This window comes from Streptococcus pseudopneumoniae (assembly GCF_001072665.1).
GTDB classification, from domain to species: domain Bacteria; phylum Bacillota; class Bacilli; order Lactobacillales; family Streptococcaceae; genus Streptococcus; species Streptococcus pseudopneumoniae_S.
Genome location: NZ_JVJI01000017.1, coordinates 1 through 20,622, shown reverse-complemented (window position 1 = coordinate 20,622; position 20,622 = coordinate 1). Strand labels below are relative to the sequence as shown.

General features: G+C 41.5%; 20 protein-coding genes and 1 other RNA gene. 19 read left to right on the top strand and 2 right to left on the bottom strand.

The window, feature by feature from the left end; all coding sequences use genetic code 11:
* Positions 1 to 682 (top strand): SIALI-17 repeat-containing surface protein (locus tag ADH52_RS01930; protein ID WP_049509749.1); only part of this gene is annotated, 682 nt, incomplete at its 5' end.
* A 167-nt stretch (positions 683 to 849) separates the two neighbouring features.
* Here ADH52_RS01930 and pbp1a read toward each other — a convergent pair.
* Together pbp1a and recU are read right to left on the bottom strand one after the other, a co-directional pair.
* Positions 850 to 3,033 (bottom strand): penicillin-binding protein PBP1A, encoded by a 2,184-nt coding sequence (pbp1a, locus tag ADH52_RS01925; RefSeq protein WP_049509747.1) that lies wholly within the window; start codon positions 3,031 to 3,033, stop codon positions 850 to 852.
* A complete protein-coding gene (gene recU, locus ADH52_RS01920) occupies positions 3,030 to 3,626 on the bottom strand; it encodes a Holliday junction resolvase RecU (RefSeq protein ID WP_049509745.1) in 597 nt (198 codons plus the stop codon). Before recU ends, pbp1a begins: the two co-directional genes overlap by 4 nt.
* A gap of 66 nt (positions 3,627 to 3,692) precedes the next feature.
* Here recU and ADH52_RS01915 point away from each other — a divergent pair, with 66 nt between their 5' ends.
* From ADH52_RS01915 to tig, 18 genes are all read left to right on the top strand, one after another.
* Positions 3,693 to 4,220: a DUF1273 domain-containing protein gene (locus tag ADH52_RS01915; RefSeq protein WP_049509742.1), complete on the top strand. Its 528-nt coding sequence runs from the start codon at positions 3,693 to 3,695 to the stop codon at positions 4,218 to 4,220.
* Positions 4,221 to 4,292: 72 nt separating this feature from the next.
* The gene (gpsB, locus tag ADH52_RS01910; protein ID WP_000146534.1) at positions 4,293 to 4,622 is read left to right on the top strand and encodes a cell division regulator GpsB; all 330 of its coding nucleotides are present in this window, start codon (positions 4,293 to 4,295) and stop codon (positions 4,620 to 4,622) included.
* Between the two features lie 20 nt (positions 4,623 to 4,642).
* Positions 4,643 to 5,024, top strand: an RNA gene (rnpB, locus tag ADH52_RS10655) — RNase P RNA component class B.
* Positions 5,025 to 5,108: 84 nt separating this feature from the next.
* On the top strand, positions 5,109 to 6,266 hold the full coding sequence (locus ADH52_RS01900) for a THUMP domain-containing class I SAM-dependent RNA methyltransferase (protein WP_004263568.1): 1,158 nt from the start codon (positions 5,109 to 5,111) through the stop codon (positions 6,264 to 6,266).
* Between the two features lie 12 nt (positions 6,267 to 6,278).
* Complete coding sequence (gene mapZ, locus ADH52_RS01895) at positions 6,279 to 7,667, top strand: cell division site-positioning protein MapZ (protein WP_049488066.1); 1,389 nt, start codon at positions 6,279 to 6,281, stop codon at positions 7,665 to 7,667.
* A gap of 75 nt (positions 7,668 to 7,742) precedes the next feature.
* Positions 7,743 to 9,167: an NADP-dependent phosphogluconate dehydrogenase gene (gene gndA, locus ADH52_RS01890; protein WP_000158778.1), complete on the top strand. Its 1,425-nt coding sequence runs from the start codon at positions 7,743 to 7,745 to the stop codon at positions 9,165 to 9,167.
* An 11-nt stretch (positions 9,168 to 9,178) separates the two neighbouring features.
* Positions 9,179 to 9,868, top strand: a complete 690-nt coding sequence (locus tag ADH52_RS01885) for a response regulator transcription factor (RefSeq protein WP_049488068.1) — start codon at positions 9,179 to 9,181, stop codon at positions 9,866 to 9,868.
* A 99-nt stretch (positions 9,869 to 9,967) separates the two neighbouring features.
* Positions 9,968 to 10,978, top strand: a complete 1,011-nt coding sequence (gene cbpJ, locus ADH52_RS01880) for a choline-binding protein CbpJ (protein ID WP_049509738.1) — start codon at positions 9,968 to 9,970, stop codon at positions 10,976 to 10,978.
* A gap of 17 nt (positions 10,979 to 10,995) precedes the next feature.
* Positions 10,996 to 12,015, top strand: a complete 1,020-nt coding sequence (gene cbpC / locus ADH52_RS01875; protein ID WP_049509736.1) for a choline-binding protein CbpC — start codon at positions 10,996 to 10,998, stop codon at positions 12,013 to 12,015.
* A 274-nt stretch (positions 12,016 to 12,289) separates the two neighbouring features.
* Positions 12,290 to 13,168, top strand: coding sequence for a mevalonate kinase (gene mvk, locus ADH52_RS01865; protein WP_049509731.1), 879 nt, complete (start codon positions 12,290 to 12,292; stop codon positions 13,166 to 13,168).
* On the top strand, positions 13,150 to 14,103 hold the full coding sequence (mvaD, locus tag ADH52_RS01860; protein WP_049509729.1) for a diphosphomevalonate decarboxylase: 954 nt from the start codon (positions 13,150 to 13,152) through the stop codon (positions 14,101 to 14,103). The genes mvk and mvaD overlap by 19 nt, the downstream gene beginning before the upstream one ends.
* On the top strand, positions 14,090 to 15,097 hold the full coding sequence (locus ADH52_RS01855; RefSeq protein WP_049509727.1) for a phosphomevalonate kinase: 1,008 nt from the start codon (positions 14,090 to 14,092) through the stop codon (positions 15,095 to 15,097). Before mvaD ends, ADH52_RS01855 begins: the two co-directional genes overlap by 14 nt.
* A complete protein-coding gene (gene fni / locus ADH52_RS01850) occupies positions 15,081 to 16,091 on the top strand; it encodes a type 2 isopentenyl-diphosphate Delta-isomerase (RefSeq protein WP_049509725.1) in 1,011 nt (336 codons plus the stop codon). Before ADH52_RS01855 ends, fni begins: the two co-directional genes overlap by 17 nt.
* Before the next feature lie 76 nt (positions 16,092 to 16,167).
* Positions 16,168 to 16,866 carry a cell wall-active antibiotics response protein LiaF gene (liaF, locus tag ADH52_RS01845; RefSeq protein WP_001224652.1) on the top strand — a complete coding sequence of 233 codons (699 nt, stop codon included), beginning with the start codon at positions 16,168 to 16,170 and terminating at the stop codon, positions 16,864 to 16,866.
* On the top strand, positions 16,863 to 17,861 hold the full coding sequence (locus tag ADH52_RS01840) for a sensor histidine kinase (RefSeq protein ID WP_049509721.1): 999 nt from the start codon (positions 16,863 to 16,865) through the stop codon (positions 17,859 to 17,861). The genes liaF and ADH52_RS01840 overlap by 4 nt, the downstream gene beginning before the upstream one ends.
* Before the next feature lie 10 nt (positions 17,862 to 17,871).
* On the top strand, positions 17,872 to 18,504 hold the full coding sequence (locus tag ADH52_RS01835) for a response regulator transcription factor (protein WP_049509719.1): 633 nt from the start codon (positions 17,872 to 17,874) through the stop codon (positions 18,502 to 18,504).
* Positions 18,505 to 19,161 carry a DNA alkylation repair protein gene (locus ADH52_RS01830; protein ID WP_049509717.1) on the top strand — a complete coding sequence of 219 codons (657 nt, stop codon included), beginning with the start codon at positions 18,505 to 18,507 and terminating at the stop codon, positions 19,159 to 19,161.
* Between the two features lie 92 nt (positions 19,162 to 19,253).
* Positions 19,254 to 20,537, top strand: a complete 1,284-nt coding sequence (tig, locus tag ADH52_RS01825; RefSeq protein WP_000116485.1) for a trigger factor — start codon at positions 19,254 to 19,256, stop codon at positions 20,535 to 20,537.
* The last annotated feature ends 85 nt before the right edge of the window (positions 20,538 to 20,622 follow it).

Below are 20,622 nucleotides of genomic sequence, written 5' to 3'. Positions count from 1 at the left end.
GACAGAAGAACCTGTTCAATCAAGTAAGGGTGAAGAACCAGCACCAGTGCTTGAGGTACCTGAATTTACAGGTGGTGTAAATGAAGTTGAAGCTTTGGTACATGAGCTACCAGCCTACACAGGTCCATTATCAACCGTAGGTGACCAAGCTGCACCGACAGTAGAGAAACCAGAGTTTCAGGGTGGAGTCAACTCAGTTATGGCCTTGAAACACGAACTACCAGCTTATACAGGTCCGGTATCAACCGTAGGCGACCAAGCCGCTCCAACAGTAGAGAAACCAGAGTTCAAGGGTGGAGTCAACTCAGTTATGGCCTTGAAACACGAACTACCAGAGTACACAGGGCCATTGTCGAGCGTGGGCGATCAAACTGCACCGACGGTAGAGAAACCAGAGTTCAAGGGTGGAGTTAACTCCGTTATGGCCTTGAAACATGAGCTACCAGCCTACACAGGTCCATTATCAACCGTAGGTGACCAACCAGCTCCGACAGTAGAAAAACCAGAATTTAAGCTAAGTTCGTTAGAAAAATCTCAGACTCCAGAAGCACCAGTTCAAGTTGCTAAGGAAGACAAGAGATTGCCAGAGACTGGTGAAAAACAGTCAGAAACAGCTATTTTCTTGGCAAGCGTTGGACTAGCCTTATCTGCTATCTTTGTAGCAAAAAGTAAAAAAGATTAGTTGTGTATGACAATTAAACTCTCTCTTAACAGTATTCTAAACCAGTAGAGTGTATAGAATAAAAAAACCTGAGAAGTACAATTGACCTTCTCAGGTTTTTATTATCTAATTATTGATTGAGCAAAGAACTGATTGAAAAACCACCCAATTTTTGGGTGGTTAGTAATTTATTGTTGCGCTGGTTGAGGATTTTGGTTAGGCTGCCCTTGATTGGTACTTGGTTGTTGTGTCGCCGTATTCTCATTGGTTCCAGCATTGGGAGTAACTGTATTTGAATTTGGATTTGTGTTTGGTGTCGTTACACTTGACTGAGAGGTTGAAGTCTCTGGAGTCTGGTTCGCAGGAGCAGGTGTAGAACTTTGTTGAGTAGCAGGAGCAGTCCATGTAGGACGAGCTCCATTCTTAAAGACATATTCTCCACTCCTATATAAGCCCTCAGGCATAGTCCAATCTCCTGGGTGGTCATCTTCTGATAGGTAAGTCATCATTGAACGATAGACCGCAGAAGCAACTGTGAACCCATTGCCGATGACTGGAGTAAGACGATTTGAGTAACCTGTCCATACGGCCATCGAATATTTACGAGTATAGCCGACAAACATTTCATCCGGTGCAACAAGTTGACTTGATTTAATATGATTTTCGATTTCTTCATCTGAATAGTTAGAGGTACCTGTCTTACCGGCTTGAGGAAGCCATGAAATATAGGCATTAGAACCAGTTCTAGAGGTCAAGACTGTTTTCATCATTTCTGTCATCATGTAAGCAGTAGTCTCTTTCATAGCTCGGGTACCAGGGTCAGAAAATTCTTTTTCGCTACCATCACTAAAGACAACTTTATTAATGTACATCGGTTTGTGATAGATACCACCATTGGCAAATGCAGCATAAGCAACAGCCATTTTTTCGCTACTTGCGCCGTATTGCTTATTAGATTCAGTTGTGTTACTTGATATGGCGTTAGAATAATGCATATCTGGATAGTCAATTCCTAAACCATTTAAGAAGGTTTTTGCACGATTTAATCCAACTTTGTTGAGTGTTTCTACAGCAGGAACATTGCGAGATTGCTGTAGTGCATATTGCAGGGTGATATTACCGAAGTATCCTCTATCCCAGTTGTAGACAGGGGTATTTGTTCCAGGATAATTATACGGGATATCGCGTACAATGGTAGCAGTTGAGTCATAGATATCAAATTCCAAAGCAGGAGCATAATCAGTGATGGGTTTCATTGTTGATCCCCAGTCACGATTGGTCTCCACAGCCTGGTTGGTGCCGAATGAAACATTACTTGCTTGATGACGAGCACCAAGTTGTGCAATAACGTTACCATTAGATACATCTACAATAGTCGAAGCTACTTGCATGTCATCATCAGGATAAGTGACATATTGGTCGGTGTTATAAACATCCCAGAGTCGTTGTTGGACATCTTTGTCCATATTTGTATAGACATCCATACCTGTAGTAAGAAGGTTGTAACCAGTTTCTTGTTCAACTTGGTCGATTACTTCTTTAAGGTAATTGTCCATGTATGCAGGATAGCTGTTACCGGATTTCAGGCTTTGTAGACCATCGGTAACAGGGGTATTAATAGCTTTTTCATACTCTTCTGCACTGATGTATTTCTGCCCCTTCATTTCCGAAAGTACCAAGTTCCGACGCTCTAGAGCAGCTTCTGGATGAGAATAAGGATCATATTGGTTTGGTGCTTGAGGCATTCCGGCTAGGAGTGCTAACTGTGGTAAGCTTAAATCCTTCAAGTCTTTTCCATAGAAATTTTGGGCTGCAGTTTGCATTCCGTAGTTACCGTTAGACATGTAGACTTTGTTGATGTAGTAGGTCAGGATTTCTTGCTTGGTTGCTTTTTGCTCTAGTTGAACGGCTAGCCAAGCTTCTTGAGCTTTACGTGACAAAGTTTGATCGGCAGTTGAAGTAGAAAAATAAGTTAATTTGATCAATTGTTGAGTCAAGGTTGAGGCTCCCTGGAGGCCTCCTCCACCTTGGAGGTTTCTCAATGCCGCACCCATGATACGAATGGTGTCAACACCTCTATGATCAAAGAAACGGTGGTCTTCGATAGACACGATGGCCTTGACCAAGTCAGTAGGGATTTCATTTGCTTGAGTATTTACTCGACGTTCAGATCCAAGGTCAGCGATCAGTTCGTTCTTATTGTCATAAATCTTGCTAGAGGTCGTCGCAACTAATTTACTTTCAGATAAGGTTGGAGCCTTGCTAACAAAGTAGAGGAAGACACCTCCACCCAATAGAAATAATGCGATAAATAATGTAAGGAACGTAATTCCGATATACTTTAAGAATCGCAGAATAGTTTGTTTGTTCATCTTGTTTTACCACCTAGTAAATGTTCTTTGATAATGTCGAGATAGGGAATTTGAGGGAAAGCCCCTTGCTTTACTAAATATCCGTATTCTTGAATATATCCAAGTGGCATTGATTTTTGCCCCTTATCTTGATGATAAAAGCGAATCAAATCAAATGCCGGCAACAAATAAGTTTCCTGTTGAGAAGAAAAATGAAGCAGTACGAAGCAAATACCCTGCTGTTCTAGAACTTGTTCCATATGTTGAATCTGGTGAAGATGGAAGTTCTTCATTGGAATAGCATTCTTTTGTCGTGTTTCCTTGGCTTCAAAGTCAATGTAATGTCCTCTATATACGCCAGAGTAATCTGTTGTGGAAGCTTGTCTAAAGTAGGCTTCTACAATTTTGGCTCTACTACGTTGAGGATAGTCTACTCGAACAATCTGAACAGGCGTTGGTTTTTTATGGATAACTGCCATGCCATGCGTCAGATAGTAGTCGTTTGTAGCGTTAATCATCTTTTCAAAAGTCATTCCTCGATTTGCGAAATTTTTTGGTTGAGAAATGGATGTTTGGCTTTTTTTTGATGAAATTTTATGAGGATAGTTGACCATATTTCTCCTTATTGGTACAATAACATCACTCTATTATACCATAAAAATAGAAAGAAAGGTGTAAAAATGACTACAGCTTTAATTATGGGATATTCTAATTTTGACTTGGGTTTGTTTAATGAAAAAGATATCAGGTTAAAAATTATAAAGAAAGCTATTCGCCGTGATTTAGAAAGTTTAGCAGAAGAAGGGATTAAATGGCTGGTCTTTACAGGGAACTTGGGATTTGAATCTTGGGTGCTTGATGTCGCAAATGAAATGAAAGAAGAATATGATTTCAACCTAGCGACCATTTTTGATTTTGAAACACACGGGGAAAATTGGAATGAAGCGAATCAGCTTAAACTGAGCCAATTTAAGCAGGTCGATTTTGTCAAATATGCCTATCCTAAATATGAACATATGGGTCAACTACGAGACTACCAACGATTTTTGCTGGAAAATACTGACTTAGCTTATTTTTTCTATGACCCAGAAAATGAGACCAAATTAAAATTTATGGACACTTTGATGAAAAATCAGGAAGGTTATCGCATAAAAAGGTTAACGTTTGAAGACTTAAATGAGCTAGCAGAAAATTTTTCTGAAAAGTAAGGCTTTGACCTTGATTTTTGTTTGCCTTTTTTTATATAATAATACTATTAGAAACCGAGAATGGAGAGAGAGATGGCAAGTATTATTTTTTCAGCAAAAGATATTTTTGAGCAAGAGTTTGGACGTGAAGTCCGTGGATATAGTAAGGTTGAAGTTGATGAATTTTTGGACGATGTCATCAAGGACTATGAAACTTATGCTGCCTTAGTCAAGTCTCTCCGTCAAGAAATTGCAGAGTTGAAGGAAGAATTGTCTCGCAAACCTGAATCTGCACCGGTTCAAGCAGAACCACTTGAAATGACGGCTACAACTTCTATGACGAATTTTGATATTTTGAAACGACTAAATCGTCTTGAGAAAGAAGTATTTGGTAAACAAATTTTGGATAACTCTGATTTATAAGAGCTTATTTGAAAAGTGCAATTTTTGGATAATCGCGTGAGGAGAATTTCTTTTCATGAGGAAAGTCCATGCTAGCACAGGCTGTGATGCCTGTAGTGTTTGTGCTAGGCGAAACCATAAGCCTAGGGACGAGAAATCGTTACGGCAGTTGAAATGGCTAAGTCCTCGGATAGGCCAGAGTAGGCTTGAAAGTGCCACAGTGACGGAGTCTCTCTGGAAACAGAGAGAGTGGAACGCGGTAAACCCCTCAAGCTAGCAACCCAAATTTTGGTCGGGGCATGGAGTACACGGAAACGAACGTAGTACTCTGACTACTTTCAGCTGTAGGCTGTTAGCGGTAGACAGATGATTATCGAAGGAAGTGGTCCTAGTCACTTCTGGAACAAAACATGGCTTATAGAAAATTGCATATAGGTTGGGGCTGAGAAAACTTTCTCAACCTCATTTTTTAAAGTGGACATATAGAAAGGTCTTATAAGACTGAAAATGAAAAAAGAATTTAATTTAATCGCTACTGCTGCAGCGGGTCTTGAGGCTGTTGTGGGACGTGAATTGCGAGAGTTGGGCTACGATTGTCAGGTTGAAAATGGACGTGTTCGTTTTCAAGGAGATGCGAAAGCCATCATCGAAACCAACCTCTGGCTTCGAGCGGCAGACCGTATCAAGATTATCGTAGGAACGTTCCCAGCTAAGACTTTTGAGGAGCTCTTTCAAGGAGTTTTCGCTCTAGATTGGGAAAATTATTTACCGCTTGGAGCTCGATTTCCGATTTCAAAAGCCAAATGTGTTAAGTCTAAACTACACAATGAACCAAGTGTACAGGCTATTTCAAAGAAGGCTGTTGTTAAAAAGTTGCAAAAACACTATGCCCGTCCAGAAGGTGTTCCTCTTATGGAGAATGGTCCTGAGTTTAAGATTGAGGTTTCTATTCTGAAAGACATAGCAACTGTCATGATTGATACGACAGGCTCCAGTCTCTTTAAACGTGGCTATCGTACCGAAAAGGGTGGGGCTCCTATCAAGGAAAACATGGCAGCAGCTATTTTGCAACTCTCTAACTGGTATCCAGACAAGCCCTTGATTGATCCGACCTGTGGTTCAGGAACTTTCTGTATCGAGGCAGTTATGATTGCTAGAAAGATGGCTCCTGGTATTCGTCGCTCCTTTGCCTTTGAGGAGTGGAACTGGATTAGTGATCGCTTGATTCAAGAAGTGCGTACAGAAGCGGCTAAGAAAGTGGATCGTGAGCTTGAGCTAGATATCATGGGCTGTGATATCGATGCACGTATGGTGGAAATTGCTAAGGCCAATGCTCAGGCAGCAGGGGTTGCAGGAGATATTACCTTTAAGCAGATGCGCGTGCAGGATTTGCGTTCCGATAAAATCAATGGAGTGATTATCTCTAACCCACCTTATGGGGAACGCTTGTCAGATGATGCAGGAGTTACCAAACTCTATGCTGAGATGGGGCAAGTATTTGCACCGCTGAAAACGTGGAGCAAATTTATCCTAACTAGTGATGAAGCCTTTGAGACCAAGTACGGCAGTCAGGCGGACAAGAAGCGCAAGTTGTACAATGGAACTTTAAAAGTTGATTTGTATCAATATTTCGGTCAGCGTGTTAAACGTCAGGAAGTAAAGTAGGAAGGAAAACTCATGAGTAAGAAAAGACATGATCGTCATATAACAGAACATCAAGAAGCGCAATTTGATTTTGATGATGCCAAAGAGCTAACGGTTGGAGAAGCCATGCTAAAAAATGAAGAGGTGGAAGCAGGTGTATTGCCTGGAGATTCTATCTTGGACAAGTATGTGAAACAACACAAAGATGAAATTGAGGCGGATAAGTTTGAAACGCGTCAGTTTAGCAAGGATGATTTAGTTGAAAAAGAAGAGGTAGAAGAGATAGAGGAGACTCAGACTCTAGATAATTTACTTCAAGAGCTTCGTGAGGGAACAGGAGTAACTTCTCCAGCTCCAGAAGATGAGTTGAGTCAGTTTGATGATTTAGAATTAACACGAGTTTCAGAAGCACCTCTTGTAGAAGAATTTGAGACTGAAGATATTCCAACACTTTATCGAGTGACAGATAGTGAAGATGGAAATAGTAAGAAGAAATGGGTGCTTTATGGTATTCTAGCAGCCTTAGTGGTTCTTATCCTTGGAACTGGTTATTATGTTTATCGTCAAGTGGCTCGTTCGACCAAGGAAATCCAAACTTCTCAATCAACTACAAACACGCAGTCAGATGTGGAAGAATTCAATAATTTATATGATGCCTTCTATACAGATAGCAACAAAACGGCTTTAAAAAATAGCCAGTTTGATAAACTGACTCAACTGAAAACCTTACTTGATAAGCTGGAAGGTAGTCGTGAATATACGCTTGCAAAATCTAAGTATGACAGCCTTGAAACGCAAATCAAGGCCATTCAAGATGTCAATGCTCAATTTGATAAGCCAGCTATTGTAGATGGAGTTTTGGATACTAACGCTAAAGCTAAATCAGATGCTAAATTTACAGATATTAAAACTGGAAATACGGAGATTGATAAAGTGCTAGATAAGGCTATCAGTCTAGGTAAGAGTCAACAAACAGCTCCTTCAAGTTCAAGTTCAAGCTCAAGTCAAGAAAGTTCAAGTTCATCAACAGAGAGGGCTACAGACAACACAAGTCCATCTTCAAGCGTCTCATCAAACAATTCAGTTTCTGCACGTGATGATAGCCATGGCGGTTTATCAAGTTCTGGAGTTGACCTCCAAAGAGCTTCGAGTCGTGTGCCGTTCAATCAGTCAGCTGTTGATGATAGCAATAACTCTGCTTGGGATTTCGCGGATGGTGTCTTGGAAAAAATCCTAGCAACTTCACGCTCACGTGGTTATATCACTGGTAACCAATATATCCTTGAACGTGTCAATATCGTTAATGGCAATGGTTATTACAACCTCTACAAGCCAGATGGAACCTATCTCTTTACCCTTAACTGTAAGACAGGATACTTTGTTGGAAATGGTTCTGGACATGCGGATGACTTGGACTACTAAGCAGTCGTTACAAAATTCTTTCTTTTCAAAAGTAAAAATGATAAAATAAAACAAATTAAACAAGAGGAGTGTCAAATGACAAAAGCTAACTTTGGTGTTGTTGGTATGGCCGTAATGGGTCGTAACCTTGCCCTTAATATTGAATCTCGTGGTTACACAGTTGCTATTTACAACCGTAGTAAAGAAAAAACTGAAGATGTAATTGCTTGCCATCCTGAAAAGAACTTTGTACCAAGCTATGACGTTGAAAGTTTTGTAAACTCAATCGAAAAACCTCGTCGTATCATGCTCATGGTTCAAGCTGGACCTGGTACAGATGCTACAATTCAAGCCCTTCTTCCACACCTTGACAAGGGTGATATCTTGATCGACGGAGGAAACACTTTCTACAAAGATACAATCCGTCGTAATGAAGAGTTGGCAAACTCAGGTATCAACTTTATCGGTACTGGGGTTTCTGGTGGTGAAAAAGGTGCCCTTGAAGGTCCTTCTATCATGCCTGGTGGACAAAAAGAGGCCTACGAATTGGTTGCGGATGTTCTTGAAGAAATCTCAGCTAAAGCACCAGAAGATGGCAAACCATGTGTGACTTACATCGGTCCTGATGGAGCTGGTCACTACGTGAAGATGGTCCACAACGGTATCGAGTATGGTGATATGCAATTGATCGCAGAAAGCTATGACTTGATGCAACACTTGCTAGGCCTTTCTGCAGAAGACATGGCTGAAATCTTTACTGAGTGGAACAAGGGTGAGTTAGACAGCTATTTGATCGAAATCACAGCTGATATCTTGAGCCGTAAAGACGATGAAGGTCAAGATGGACCAATCGTAGACTACATTCTTGATGCCGCAGGTAACAAGGGAACTGGTAAATGGACTAGCCAATCATCTCTTGACCTTGGTGTGCCATTGTCACTAATCACTGAGTCAGTATTTGCACGTTACATCTCTACTTACAAAGAAGAACGTGTACATGCTAGCAAGGTTCTTCCAAAACCAGCTGCCTTCAAATTTGAAGGAGATAAGGCTGAGTTGATTGAAAAAATCCGTCAAGCTCTTTACTTCTCAAAAATTATTTCATACGCACAAGGTTTTGCTCAATTGCGTGTAGCTTCTAAAGAAAACAACTGGAACTTGCCATTCGCAGACATCGCATCTATCTGGCGTGATGGCTGTATCATCCGTTCTCGTTTCTTGCAAAAGATTACAGATGCTTACAACCGTGATGCAGACCTTGCAAACCTTCTTTTGGATGAATACTTCTTGGATGTCACTGCTAAGTACCAACAAGCAGTGCGTGATATCGTAGCTCTTGCTGTTCAAGCTGGTGTGCCAGTGCCAACTTTCTCAGCAGCTATTACTTACTTTGATAGCTACCGTTCAGCTGACCTTCCAGCTAACTTGATCCAAGCGCAACGTGACTACTTTGGTGCCCACACTTACCAACGTAAAGACAAAGAAGGAACCTTCCACTACTCTTGGTATGACGAAAAATAAGTAGGTCTGCCATGGGGAAACGGATTTTATTACTTGAGAAAGAACGAAATCTAGCTCATTTTTTAAGTTTGGAACTCCAAAAAGAGCAATACCGAGTTGATCAGGTTGAGGAGGGGCAAAAAGCCCTCTCCGTTGCTCTTCAGACAGACTATGACTTGATTTTATTGAATGCTCATCTGGGGGATATGACGGCCCAGGATTTTGCAGACAAGCTGAGTCGGACTAAGCCAGCCTCAGTCATCATGGTCTTGGACCATCGCGAAGACTTGCAAGATCAGATTGAGATAATCCAACGCTTTGCCGTTTCTTACATCTATAAGCCGGTTATTATTGATAATTTGGTGGCTCGTATTTCAGCGATTTTCCGAGGTCGGGACTTTATCGACCAGCATTGTAGTCAGATGAAGGTTCCAACGTCTTATCGCAATCTGCGTATGGATGTAGAGCATCACACAGTTTATCGTGGCGAGGAAATGATTGCTCTGACTCGTCGTGAGTATGACCTTTTGGCTACTCTTATGGGAAGCAAGAAAGTCCTGACTCGTGAGCAGTTGTTGGAAAGTGTCTGGAAGTATGAAAGTGCGACCGAAACCAATATCGTGGATGTCTATATCCGTTATCTACGTAGCAAGCTTGATGTAAAAGGTCAAAAAAGCTACATTAAAACCGTTCGTGGTGTTGGTTACACCATGCAAGAATAGAGAGCAGTTGCGGTTATGTAACTGCTTTTTTTGAGGGATTTTCTATATATTGACATGCGGTTTGGTCTTTGCTATAATCAGTTATGGAGGATAGGTCTAATGAAAATAATAAAAAAATTGATGCAAATCGCATTAGCAGTCTTTTTCTTCGGTTTGCTAGCAACAAGTGCAGTATTGGCGGATGATGCTGATTCAGAAGGCTGGCAATTTGTCCAAGAAAATGGTAGAACCTACTACAAGAAGGGGGACCTAAAAGAAACCTACTGGCGAGTGATTGATGGGAAGTACTATTATTTTGATCCTTTATCTGGAGAGATGGTGGTCGGCTGGCAATATATTCCGTTTCCATCTAAAGGTAGTACAATTGGTCCTTATCCTAATGGTATAAGATTAGAAGGTTCCCCAATGCCAGAATGGTACTACTTTGACAAAAATGGAGTGCTACAAGAGTTTGTTGGTTGGGAAGCATTAGAGGTTAAAACTAAAGACAGCGTTGGAAGAAAGTATGGGGAAAAACGTACAAATCCGGAAGATAAAGAAGAGAAGAGTTTTTACACGAACTATTACTTTAATCAAGATCATTCTTTAAAGACAGGTTGGCTTTATGACCAGTCTAACTGGTATTATCTAGCTAAAACAGAAATTAATGGAGAAGACTATATTGGTGGTGAAATACGTACAGGTTGGATAAATGATGGTTCAGCTTGGTACTATCTAGATCCAACAACTGGTATCATGCAAACTGGTTGGAAACAACTTGGCAATAAATGGTACTACCTCCGTTCATCAGGAGCTATGACAACTGGCTGGTATCAGGAAGGCTCAACTTGGTACTATTTAGATGCTGAAAATGGCGATATGAAAACAGACTGGCAATATCTTGGTAACAAGTGGTACTATCTCCGTTCATCAGGAGCTATGGCAACTGGTTGGGTGAAAGATGGTTCAACTTGGTACTATCTAAATGCAAGTAATGGAGATATGAAGACAGGTTGGACAAAAGTAAATGGAAACTGGTATTATCTCAATTCAAATGGAGCAATGGTTACAGGTAGCCAAACTATCGATGGTAAAGTCTATAACTTTGCTTCATCTGGTGAGTGGATTTAATCTTGGAGGAGATACAAATGAAGCTTTTGAAAAAAATGATGCAAGTCGCACTAGCAACATTTTTCTTTGGTTTGCTAGCTACAAATACTGTATTTGCGGATACCACAGGTGGCCAATTTGTTGATAAGGATAATAGAAAATATTATGTAAAAGATGAACATAAAGCAATCTATTGGCATAAAATAGACGGTAAAACTTACTATTTTGGTGATAAAGGAGAAATGGTAGTTGGATGGCAATACGTAGAAATTCATGGAACAGGTTATCGTGATAATTTATTTAATAATCGTCCAGTCTTAGAAATTGGCCTTCAGGAGAAGTGGTACTATTTTGGACAAGATGGTGCTTTGCTAGAACAAACAGATAAACAAGTACTAGAGGCAAAAACGTCTGAAAATACAGGAAAAGTATACGGTGAACAATATGCTCCATCTGCTGAAAAGAGAACTTATTATTTTGATAATAATTATGCTGTAAAGACAGGTTGGACTTATGAAGACGGCAATTGGTATTATTTAAATAAGCTAGGAATTTCTGGCGATGATTCTTACAATCCACTACCAATTGGTGAAGTTGCTAAGGGTTGGACTCAAGATTTCCATGTTACTTTTGGCATTGATAGAAGCAAACCTGCTCCGTGGTATTACCTAGACCCAGAAACTGGTATCATGCAAACTGGTTGGAAACAACTTGGCAATAAGTGGTACTATCTCCGTTCATCAGGAGCTATGGCGACTGGCTGGTATCAAGAAGGCTCAACTTGGTACTATTTAGATGCTGAAAATGGTGATATGAAAACGGGCTGGCAATACCTTGGTAACAAGTGGTACTATCTCCGTTCATCAGGAGCTATGGCAACTGGTTGGTATCAAGATGGTTCAACTTGGTACTACCTAAATGCAAGTAATGGAGATATGAAGATAGGCTGGTTCCAGGTCAATGGCAAATGGTACTATGCTTACAACTCAGGTGCTTTGGCAGTGAATACGACCGTAGATGGCTATTCTGTCAATTATAATGGCGAATGGGTTCAATAATGAAAGAGGCGATTGTGAAGGAAACAATCGCTTTTTTTGTGAAAATATAATAAAATAGATAGGAGAGAATAAATACTTGTAGGAAAAAATAATATTCTTCGAAAATCAAATTCAAACCACGTCAGCGTCGCCTTACCGTATATATGTGACTGACTTCGTCAGTCTTATCTACAACCTCAAAACAGTGTTTTGAGCAACCTGCGGCTAGTTTCCTAGTTTGCTTTTTGATTTTCATTGAGTATGAGACGGCTTTTTCGTCTAGCAAAAGGAAAAAATGACAAAAAAGGTTGGTGTCGGTCAGGCACATAGTAAGATTATTTTAATAGGGGAGCATGCGGTCGTTTACGGCTATCCTGCTATTTCCTTGCCTCTTTTGGAGGTGGAGGTGACTTGTAAGGTAGTTCCTGCAGAAAGTCCTTGGCGCCTCTATGAGGAGGATACCTTGTCCATGGCAGTTTATGCTTCTCTGGAGTATTTGAATATCAAAGAAGCCTGCATTCGTTGTGAGATTGATTCGGCTATCCCTGAGAAGCGGGGAATGGGTTCGTCAGCTGCTATCAGCATAGCGGCTATTCGTGCGGTTTTTGACTACTATGAGGCAGAACTGCCTCATGATGTATTAGAAATCTTGGTCAATCGGGCTGAGATGATTGCTCATATGAATCCGAGTGGTTTGGATGCCAAGACCTGTCTCAGTGACCAGCCTATTCGCTTTATTAAGAATGTAGGATTTACAGAGCTTGAGATGGATTTATCTGCCTATTTGGTGATTGCTGATACAGGCGTTTATGGCCATACTCGTGAAGCCATCCAAGTGGTTCAAAGCAAGGGGAAGGATGCCCTGCCGTTTTTGCATGCCCTGGGAGAATTAACCCAGCAAGCAGAAGAAGCGATTTCACAAAAAGATGCTGAAGGACTGGGACAAATCCTCAGTCAAGCGCATTTACATCTAAAAGAAATTGGTGTTAGTAGCCCTGAGGCGGATTCTCTAGTTGAAACGGCTCTTAGCCATGGTGCTCTGGGTGCCAAGATGAGCGGTGGTGGACTAGGAGGCTGTATCATAGCCTTGGCAGATAATTTAACACACGTACAAGAACTAGCAGAAAGATTAGAAGAGAAAGGAGCTGTTCAGACATGGATCGAGAGCCTGTAACAGTACGTTCCTACGCAAATATTGCTATTATCAAATATTGGGGAAAGAAAAAAGAAAAAGTGATGGTGCCTGCTACTAGCAGTATCTCTCTGACTTTGGAAAATATGTACACAGAGACGACTCTGTCATCTCTACCGACGGATGCGACAGCTGATGTCTTTTATATCAATGGTCAGTTACAAAATGAGGCGGAGCATGCTAAGATGAGTAAGATTATTGATCGTTACCGTCCAGAAGGTGAGGGCTTTGTCCGTATAGATACTCAAAACAATATGCCTACCGCAGCGGGCTTGTCATCAAGTTCTAGTGGTTTGTCCGCCCTGGTCAAGGCTTGTAATGCTTATTTCAAGCTTGGATTTACTCGGAGTCAGTTAGCGAAGGAAGCTAAGTTTGCCTCAGGATCTTCCTCTCGGAGTTTTTATGGACCACTAGGCGCTTGGGATAAGGATAGTGGGGAAATTTACCCTGTAGAGACAGACTTGAAACTAGCTATGATTATGTTGGTGCTGGAGGACAAGAAAAAACCAATCTCCAGTCGTGACGGTATGAAACTCTGTGTGGAAACTTCGACGACTTTTGATGACTGGGTTCGTCAGTCTGAGAAGGACTATCAGGATATGCTGGTTTACCTCAAGGAAAGTGATTTTGCCAAGGTTGGGGAATTAACGGAGGAAAATGCCTTGGCTATGCACGCTACGACCAAAACAGCATCACCAGCCTTTTCTTATCTGACGGACGCCTCTTATGAAGCCATGGACTTTGTTCGCCAGCTTCGTGAGCAAGGGGAAGCCTGCTACTTTACTATGGATGCTGGTCCCAATGTCAAAGTCCTCTGTCAAGAGAAAGACTTGGAGCATTTATCAGAAATCTTCAGTCAACGTTATCGCTTAATTGTGTCAAAAACAAAGGATTTGAGCCAAGATGATTGCTGTTAAAACTTGCGGAAAGCTCTATTGGGCAGGCGAATATGCTATTTTAGAGCCAGGGCAGTTGGCCTTGATAAAGGCCATCCCCATCTATATGAAGGGGGAGATTGCTTTTTCTGATAGTTACCGTATCTACTCAGATATGTTTGATTTCGCAGTGGATTTGACACCAAATCCTGACTACAGTTTGATTCAAGAAACGATTGCTTTAGTGGAAGATTTCCTGACCTATCGAGGTCAAACTTTAAAACCTTTTTTTCTAGAGATCCGAGGGAAAATGGAACGAGAAGGGAAAAAGTTTGGTCTAGGTTCTAGCGGTAGCGTCGTTGTCTTGGTTGTCAAGGCTCTGCTGGCTTTGTATGATATTACGGTTGATCAGGAACTCTTGTTCAAGCTGGCTAGCGCGGTCTTGCTCAAGCGAGGCGATAATGGCTCCATGGGAGACCTTGCCTGTATTGTGGTAGAGGAATTGGTTCTATACCAGTCATTTGACCGCCAGCAGGTAGCTGCTTGGCTAAAAGAAGAAAAGTTGGCGACAGTTTTAGAGCGTGATTGGGGCTTTTCAATCTCACACGTACAACCTGCATTAGAATGTGATTTCCTAGTGGGATGGACCAAGGAAGTGGCTGTATCGAGTCACATGGTTCAGCAAATCAAGCAAAATATCAATCAGAAATTTTTAAGTTCCTCAAAAGAAACGGTGGTTTCTTTGGTAGAAGCCTTGAAGCAGGGGAAAGTTGAAAAAATTATCGAGCAAGTAGAAGTGGCAAGCAAGCTTTTAGAAGGCTTGAGCGCAGATATTTACACGCCTTCGCTTAGACAGTTGAAAGAGGCCAGTCAAGATTTGCAGGCTGTTGCCAAGAGTAGCGGCGCTGGTGGTGGTGATTGTGGTATTGCCTTGAGTTTTGATGAGCAATCAACTGAAACCCTAAAAAACCGTTGGGCCGATCTGGGGATTGAACTCTTATACCAAGAAAGGATGGGACATGACGACAAATCGTAAGGATGAGCACATCCGCTATGCCCTTGAGCAGAAAAGTTCCTACAACAGCTTTGATGAGGTGGAGTTGATTCATTCTTCCTTGCCTCTTTACGACCTGGATGAAATCGATCTGTCGACAGAGTTTGCTGGACGAAAGTGGGATTTTCCTTTTTATATCAATGCCATGACGGGTGGGAGTGAAAAAGGTAAAGAAATCAATCAAAAGCTGGCTCAGGTGGCGGAAGCCTGTGGTATTTTATTTGTAACGGGTTCTTATAGCGCAGCCCTCAAAGATCCAGCAGATGACTCTTTTTCTGTCAAGTCTGATCATCCAAATCTCCTTCTTGGAACCAATATTGGATTAGACAAGCCTGTCGAGTTAGGTCTTCAGACTATAGATGAGATGACCCCTCTTCTCCTGCAAGTGCATGTCAATGTCATGCAGGAATTGCTCATGCCTGAGGGAGAAAGGAAGTTCAGAAGCTGGCAATCGCATCTGGCAGACTATAGCAAGCAAATCTCTGTTCCGATTGTCCTCAAGGAAGTGGGCTTTGGAATGGATGCCAAGACCATCGAGAGAGCCTATGAATTGGGCGTTCGAACCTTTGACCTGTCAGGTCGTGGTGGCACCAGTTTTGCCTATATAGAAAACCGTCGCAGTGGCCGACGTGATTACCTTAATCAATGGGGGCAGTCTACCATGCAGGCCCTTCTTAATGCCCAAGACTGGAAAGACAAGGTTGAACTTTTGGTTAGCGGAGGGATTCGAAATCCGCTGGATATGATTAAGTGTCTGGTCTTTGGCGCCAAGGCTGTAGGGCTGTCTCGAACAGTTCTGGAATTGGTTGAAACCTATTCAGTTGAAGAAGTGATTGGCATTGTCCAAGGCTGGAAAGATGATTTACGACTCATCATGTGTGCCCTTAATTGTGCCACCATAGCAGATCTGCAAAAAGTAGACTATCTTATTTATGGAAAAATAAAAGAAGCAAAGGATCAGATGAAAAAGGCGTAACCACCGCCTTTTTTCCATCTTTAGACTGAGGTGCCTTTTTTGAATTGTGATAAAATAGAAGGGAGAGGATGAACCTATGAGAAAATTTAAAATCTTTTTATTTATCGAAGCCTGTCTGTTGACAGGAGCTCTGATTTTGATGGTTTCAGAGCATTTTTCGCGTTTTCTGCTGATTCTATTCCTCTTTTTGCTTTTGATTCGCTATTACACTGGTAAGGAGGGCAATAATCTTCTTTTAGTAGTGGCAACTATTCTCTTCTTTTTCATCGTCATGCTCAATCCTTTTGTGATTCTAGCTATTTTTGTTGCGGTCATATACAGCCTCTTTCTTCTTTATCCGATGATGAACCAGGAAAAAGAGCAGACCAATTTGGTTTTTGAAGAGGTTGTGACGGTTAAGAAGGAGAAAAATCGTTGGTTTGGCAATCTCCATCATTTTTCAAGCTACCAGACTTGCCAGTTTGATGATATCAATCTCTTTCGCCTTATGGGTAAGGATACCATTCATCTGGAGAGGGTCATCTTAACCAATCATGACAATGTCATTATCCTCAGAAAGATGGTAGGAACAACTAAAATCATTGTACCTGTAGATGTGGAAGTCAGTCTTAGCGTTAACTGTCTCTATGGTGATTTGACTTTTTTCAATCAGCCCAAGCGAGCCCTCCGCAATGAACACTATCATCAAGAAACAAGAGACTATCTCAAGAGTAATAAGAGTGTCAAGATTTTCTTGACTACTATGATTGGAGATGTTGAGGTGGTCAGAGGATGAAAAAACAAGCCTATGTAATCATTGCTCTCACCTCCTTATTATTTGTCTTGTTTTTCTCCCACAGCTTGCTGGAAATCCTTGACTTTGACTGGTCTATTTTCTTGCATGATGTCGAAAAAACAGAAAAATTTGTCTTTTTGTTGTTGGTATTCAGCATGTCCATGACCTTTCTCTTAGCCCTGTTTTGGAGAGGTGTTGAAGAGCTTTCTCTAAGAAAAATGCAGACTAATCTCAAGCGTTTGTTGGCAGGGCAAGAAGTGGTTCAGCTTGCAGATCCAGATTTGGATGCCAGTTTCAAGTCCTTGTCAGGTAAACTTAACCTTTTGACAGAAGCTCTTCAAAAAGCAGAAAATCACAGTCTTGCTCAGGAAGAGGAAATCATTGAGAAGGAAAGAAAGCGGATTGCTAGGGATTTGCACGATACAGTCAGTCAGGAGTTGTTTGCGGCCCACATGATTTTGTCAGGCGTCAGTCAGCAGGCTTTGAAATTGGATAGAGAAAAGATGCAGATCCAGTTGCAGAGTGTTACAGCCATCCTTGAAACAGCCCAGAAGGATTTGCGGGTCTTGCTCTTGCATTTGCGACCAGTTGAATTGGAACAGAAGAGCTTGATTGAAGGGATTCAAATTCTCCTAAAAGAGCTTGAGGACAAGAGCGATCTCAAGGTTAGTTTCAAGCAAAATGTGACGAAATTGCCCAAGAAAATCGAGGAGCATATCTTCCGCATCTTGCAGGAGTTGATCAGCAATACCCTCCGCCATGCCCAGGCCTCTTGTTTGGATGTCTATCTCTATCAGACGGATGTTGAATTGCAGCTGAAGGTGGTGGATAATGGGATTGGTTTCCAGTTGGGGAGCTTAGACGACTTGAGTTATGGACTTCGTAATATCAAGGAGCGGGTCGAAGATATGGCAGGGACGGTTCAGTTATTAACAGCTCCCAAGCAAGGACTGGCAGTTGATATCCGTATTCCCTTGTTAGGTAAGGAATCATAAAGGAGTAGAGATGAAAATTTTACTAGTAGATGACCATGAAATGGTCCGATTGGGCTTGAAAAGTTACTTTGACCTCCAAGACGATGTAGAAGTTGTGGGCGAGGCGGCAAACGGGTCTCAAGGTATTGACTTGGCCTTGAAACTGCGTCCAGATGTCATTGTCATGGATATCGTTATGCCTGAGATAAATGGAATTGATGCGACCTTGGCTATCCTCAAAGAATGGCCTGAAGCCAAGATTTTGATTGTGAGCTCTTATTTGGACAATGAAAAAATCATGCCCGTCTTAGATGCAGGTGCTCGTGGCTATATGCTTAAGACTTCTAGTGCCGACGAACTGCTCCATGCTGTCCGTAAGGCGGCTGCTGGGGAGTTGGCCATTGAGCAAGAGGTCAGCAAAAAAGTCGAATACCACCGCAATCACATAGAACTACATGAGGACCTGACTGCGCGTGAGCGAGATGTTCTCCAACTCATCGCCAAGGGCTACGAAAATCAGCGTATCGCAGATGAACTTTTTATCTCTCTCAAGACGGTCAAGACCCATGTGTCCAATATCCTAGCCAAACTTGAAGTCAGCGATCGTACCCAGGCTGCAGTCTATGCCTTTCAGCACCACTTGGTGGGGCATGAGGAGTTTTAGATGAGTCTAACAGATTTACTTGTTGAGCTAGAAGCAGCAAGAGATTCAAAAAATGCAGGGCCCATGGAAGCCTATATGCGCCATCAATTTTTCTTCCTAGGCGTTGCGGCTCCTGAAAGAAATGCACTCTATAAAAAATACTTTCCAAAAGCGAAAAAAACAAAGATTATCGACTGGAATTTTGTAGATACTTGCTGGAGAAAGGAGCCTAGAGAATACCAATATGTGGCTGCTAATTATTTGAAAGCAATGCAGTCTTATCTAACGGAGAACGATTTACCTAAGCTTGAGCGGTTAGTCGTCACAAAATCCTGGTGGGATACCGTAGATATCCTAGATCGAGTAGTAGGGAGTTTGGTGTATGACCACCCTGAACTAGAAGAAATAATCTTAAAATGGAGCCTATCAGATAATATCTGGCTGAGACGTGTCGCTATTGACCACCAGTTGTTAAGAAAAGAGAAGACCAATGTTCAATTAATGGAAAAGATTCTGCTTCATAATTTGAACCAAACAGAATTCTTTATCAATAAAGTCATTGGCTGGGCTCTAAGAGACTACTCCAAAACCAATCCAACTTGGGTAGCAGGCTTCATTGAGAAAAACAAGGAAAGAATGGCTGACCTTAGTATCAAAGAAGCAAGCAAGTACCTCTAGCGTGATTGAAAAGAGCATTCGTTACTTGAAAAAAGTCGCCCATTTATGTTATAATAGACTGTATTTAAAAAATTTTAAGGAGAAATGACAGAATGTCTGTATCATTTGAAAACAAAGAAACAAACCGTGGTGTCTTGACTTTCACTATCTCTCAAGACCAAATCAAACCAGAATTGGACCGTGTCTTCAACTCAGTGAAGAAATCTCTTAATGTTCCAGGTTTCCGTAAAGGTCACCTTCCACGCCCTATCTTCGACAAAAAATTTGGTGAAGAGTCACTTTACCAAGACGTTATGAACGCTCTTTTGCCAAATGCTTATGAAGCAGCTGTAAAAGAAGCTGGTCTTGAAGTCGTTGCTCAACCAAAAATTGACGTAACTTCAATGGAAAAAGGTCAAGACTGGGTTATCACTGCTGAAGTTGTTACAAAACCTGAAGTAAAATTGGGTGACTACAAAAACCTTGAAGTATCAGTTGATGTAGAAAAAGAAGTAACTGATGCTGACGTTGAAGAACGTATCGAACGCGAACGCAACAACTTGGCTGAATTGGTTATCAAGGAAGCTGCTGCTGAAAACGGCGACACTGTTGTCATCGACTTTGTTGGTTCTATCGATGGTGTTGAATTTGACGGCGGAAAAGGTGAAAACTTCTCACTTGGACTTGGTTCAGGTCAATTCATCCCTGGTTTCGAAGACCAATTGGTAGGTCACTCAGCTGGCGAAACTGTTGATGTTATCGTAACATTCCCAGAAGACTACCAAGCAGAAGATCTTGCAGGTAAAGAAGCTAAATTCGTGACAACTATCCACGAAGTAAAAGCTAAAGAAGTTCCAGCTCTTGACGATGAGCTTGCAAAAGACATCGATGAAGAAGTTGAAACACTTGCTGAATTGAAAGAAAAATACCGCAAAGAATTGGCTGCTGCTAAAGAAGAAGCATACAAAGATGCAGTTGAAGGAGCAGCAATCGATAAAGCTGTAGAAAACGCTGAAATCGTAGAACTTCCAGAAGAAATGATCCACGAAGAAGTTCACCGTTCAGTTAATGAATTCCTTGGAAACTTGCAACGTCAAGGTATCAACCCTGACATGTACTTCCAAATCACTGGAACTACTCAAGAAGATCTTCACAAACAATACGAGGGAGAAGCTGAGTCACGTACTAAGACTAACCTTGTTATCGAAGCAGTTGCCAAAGCTGAAGGATTTGATGCTTCAGAAGAAGAAATCCAAAAAGAAGTTGAGCAATTGGCAGCAGACTACAACATGGAAGTTGCTCAAGTACAAAGCTTGCTTTCAGCTGATATGTTGAAACACGACATCACAATTAAAAAAGCTGTTGAATTGATTACAAGCACAGCAACAGTTAAATAATCTTATACTCTTCGAAAATCTCTTCAAACCACGTCAGCGTCGCCTTACCGTACTCAAGTACAGCTTGTGGCTAGCTTCCTAGTTT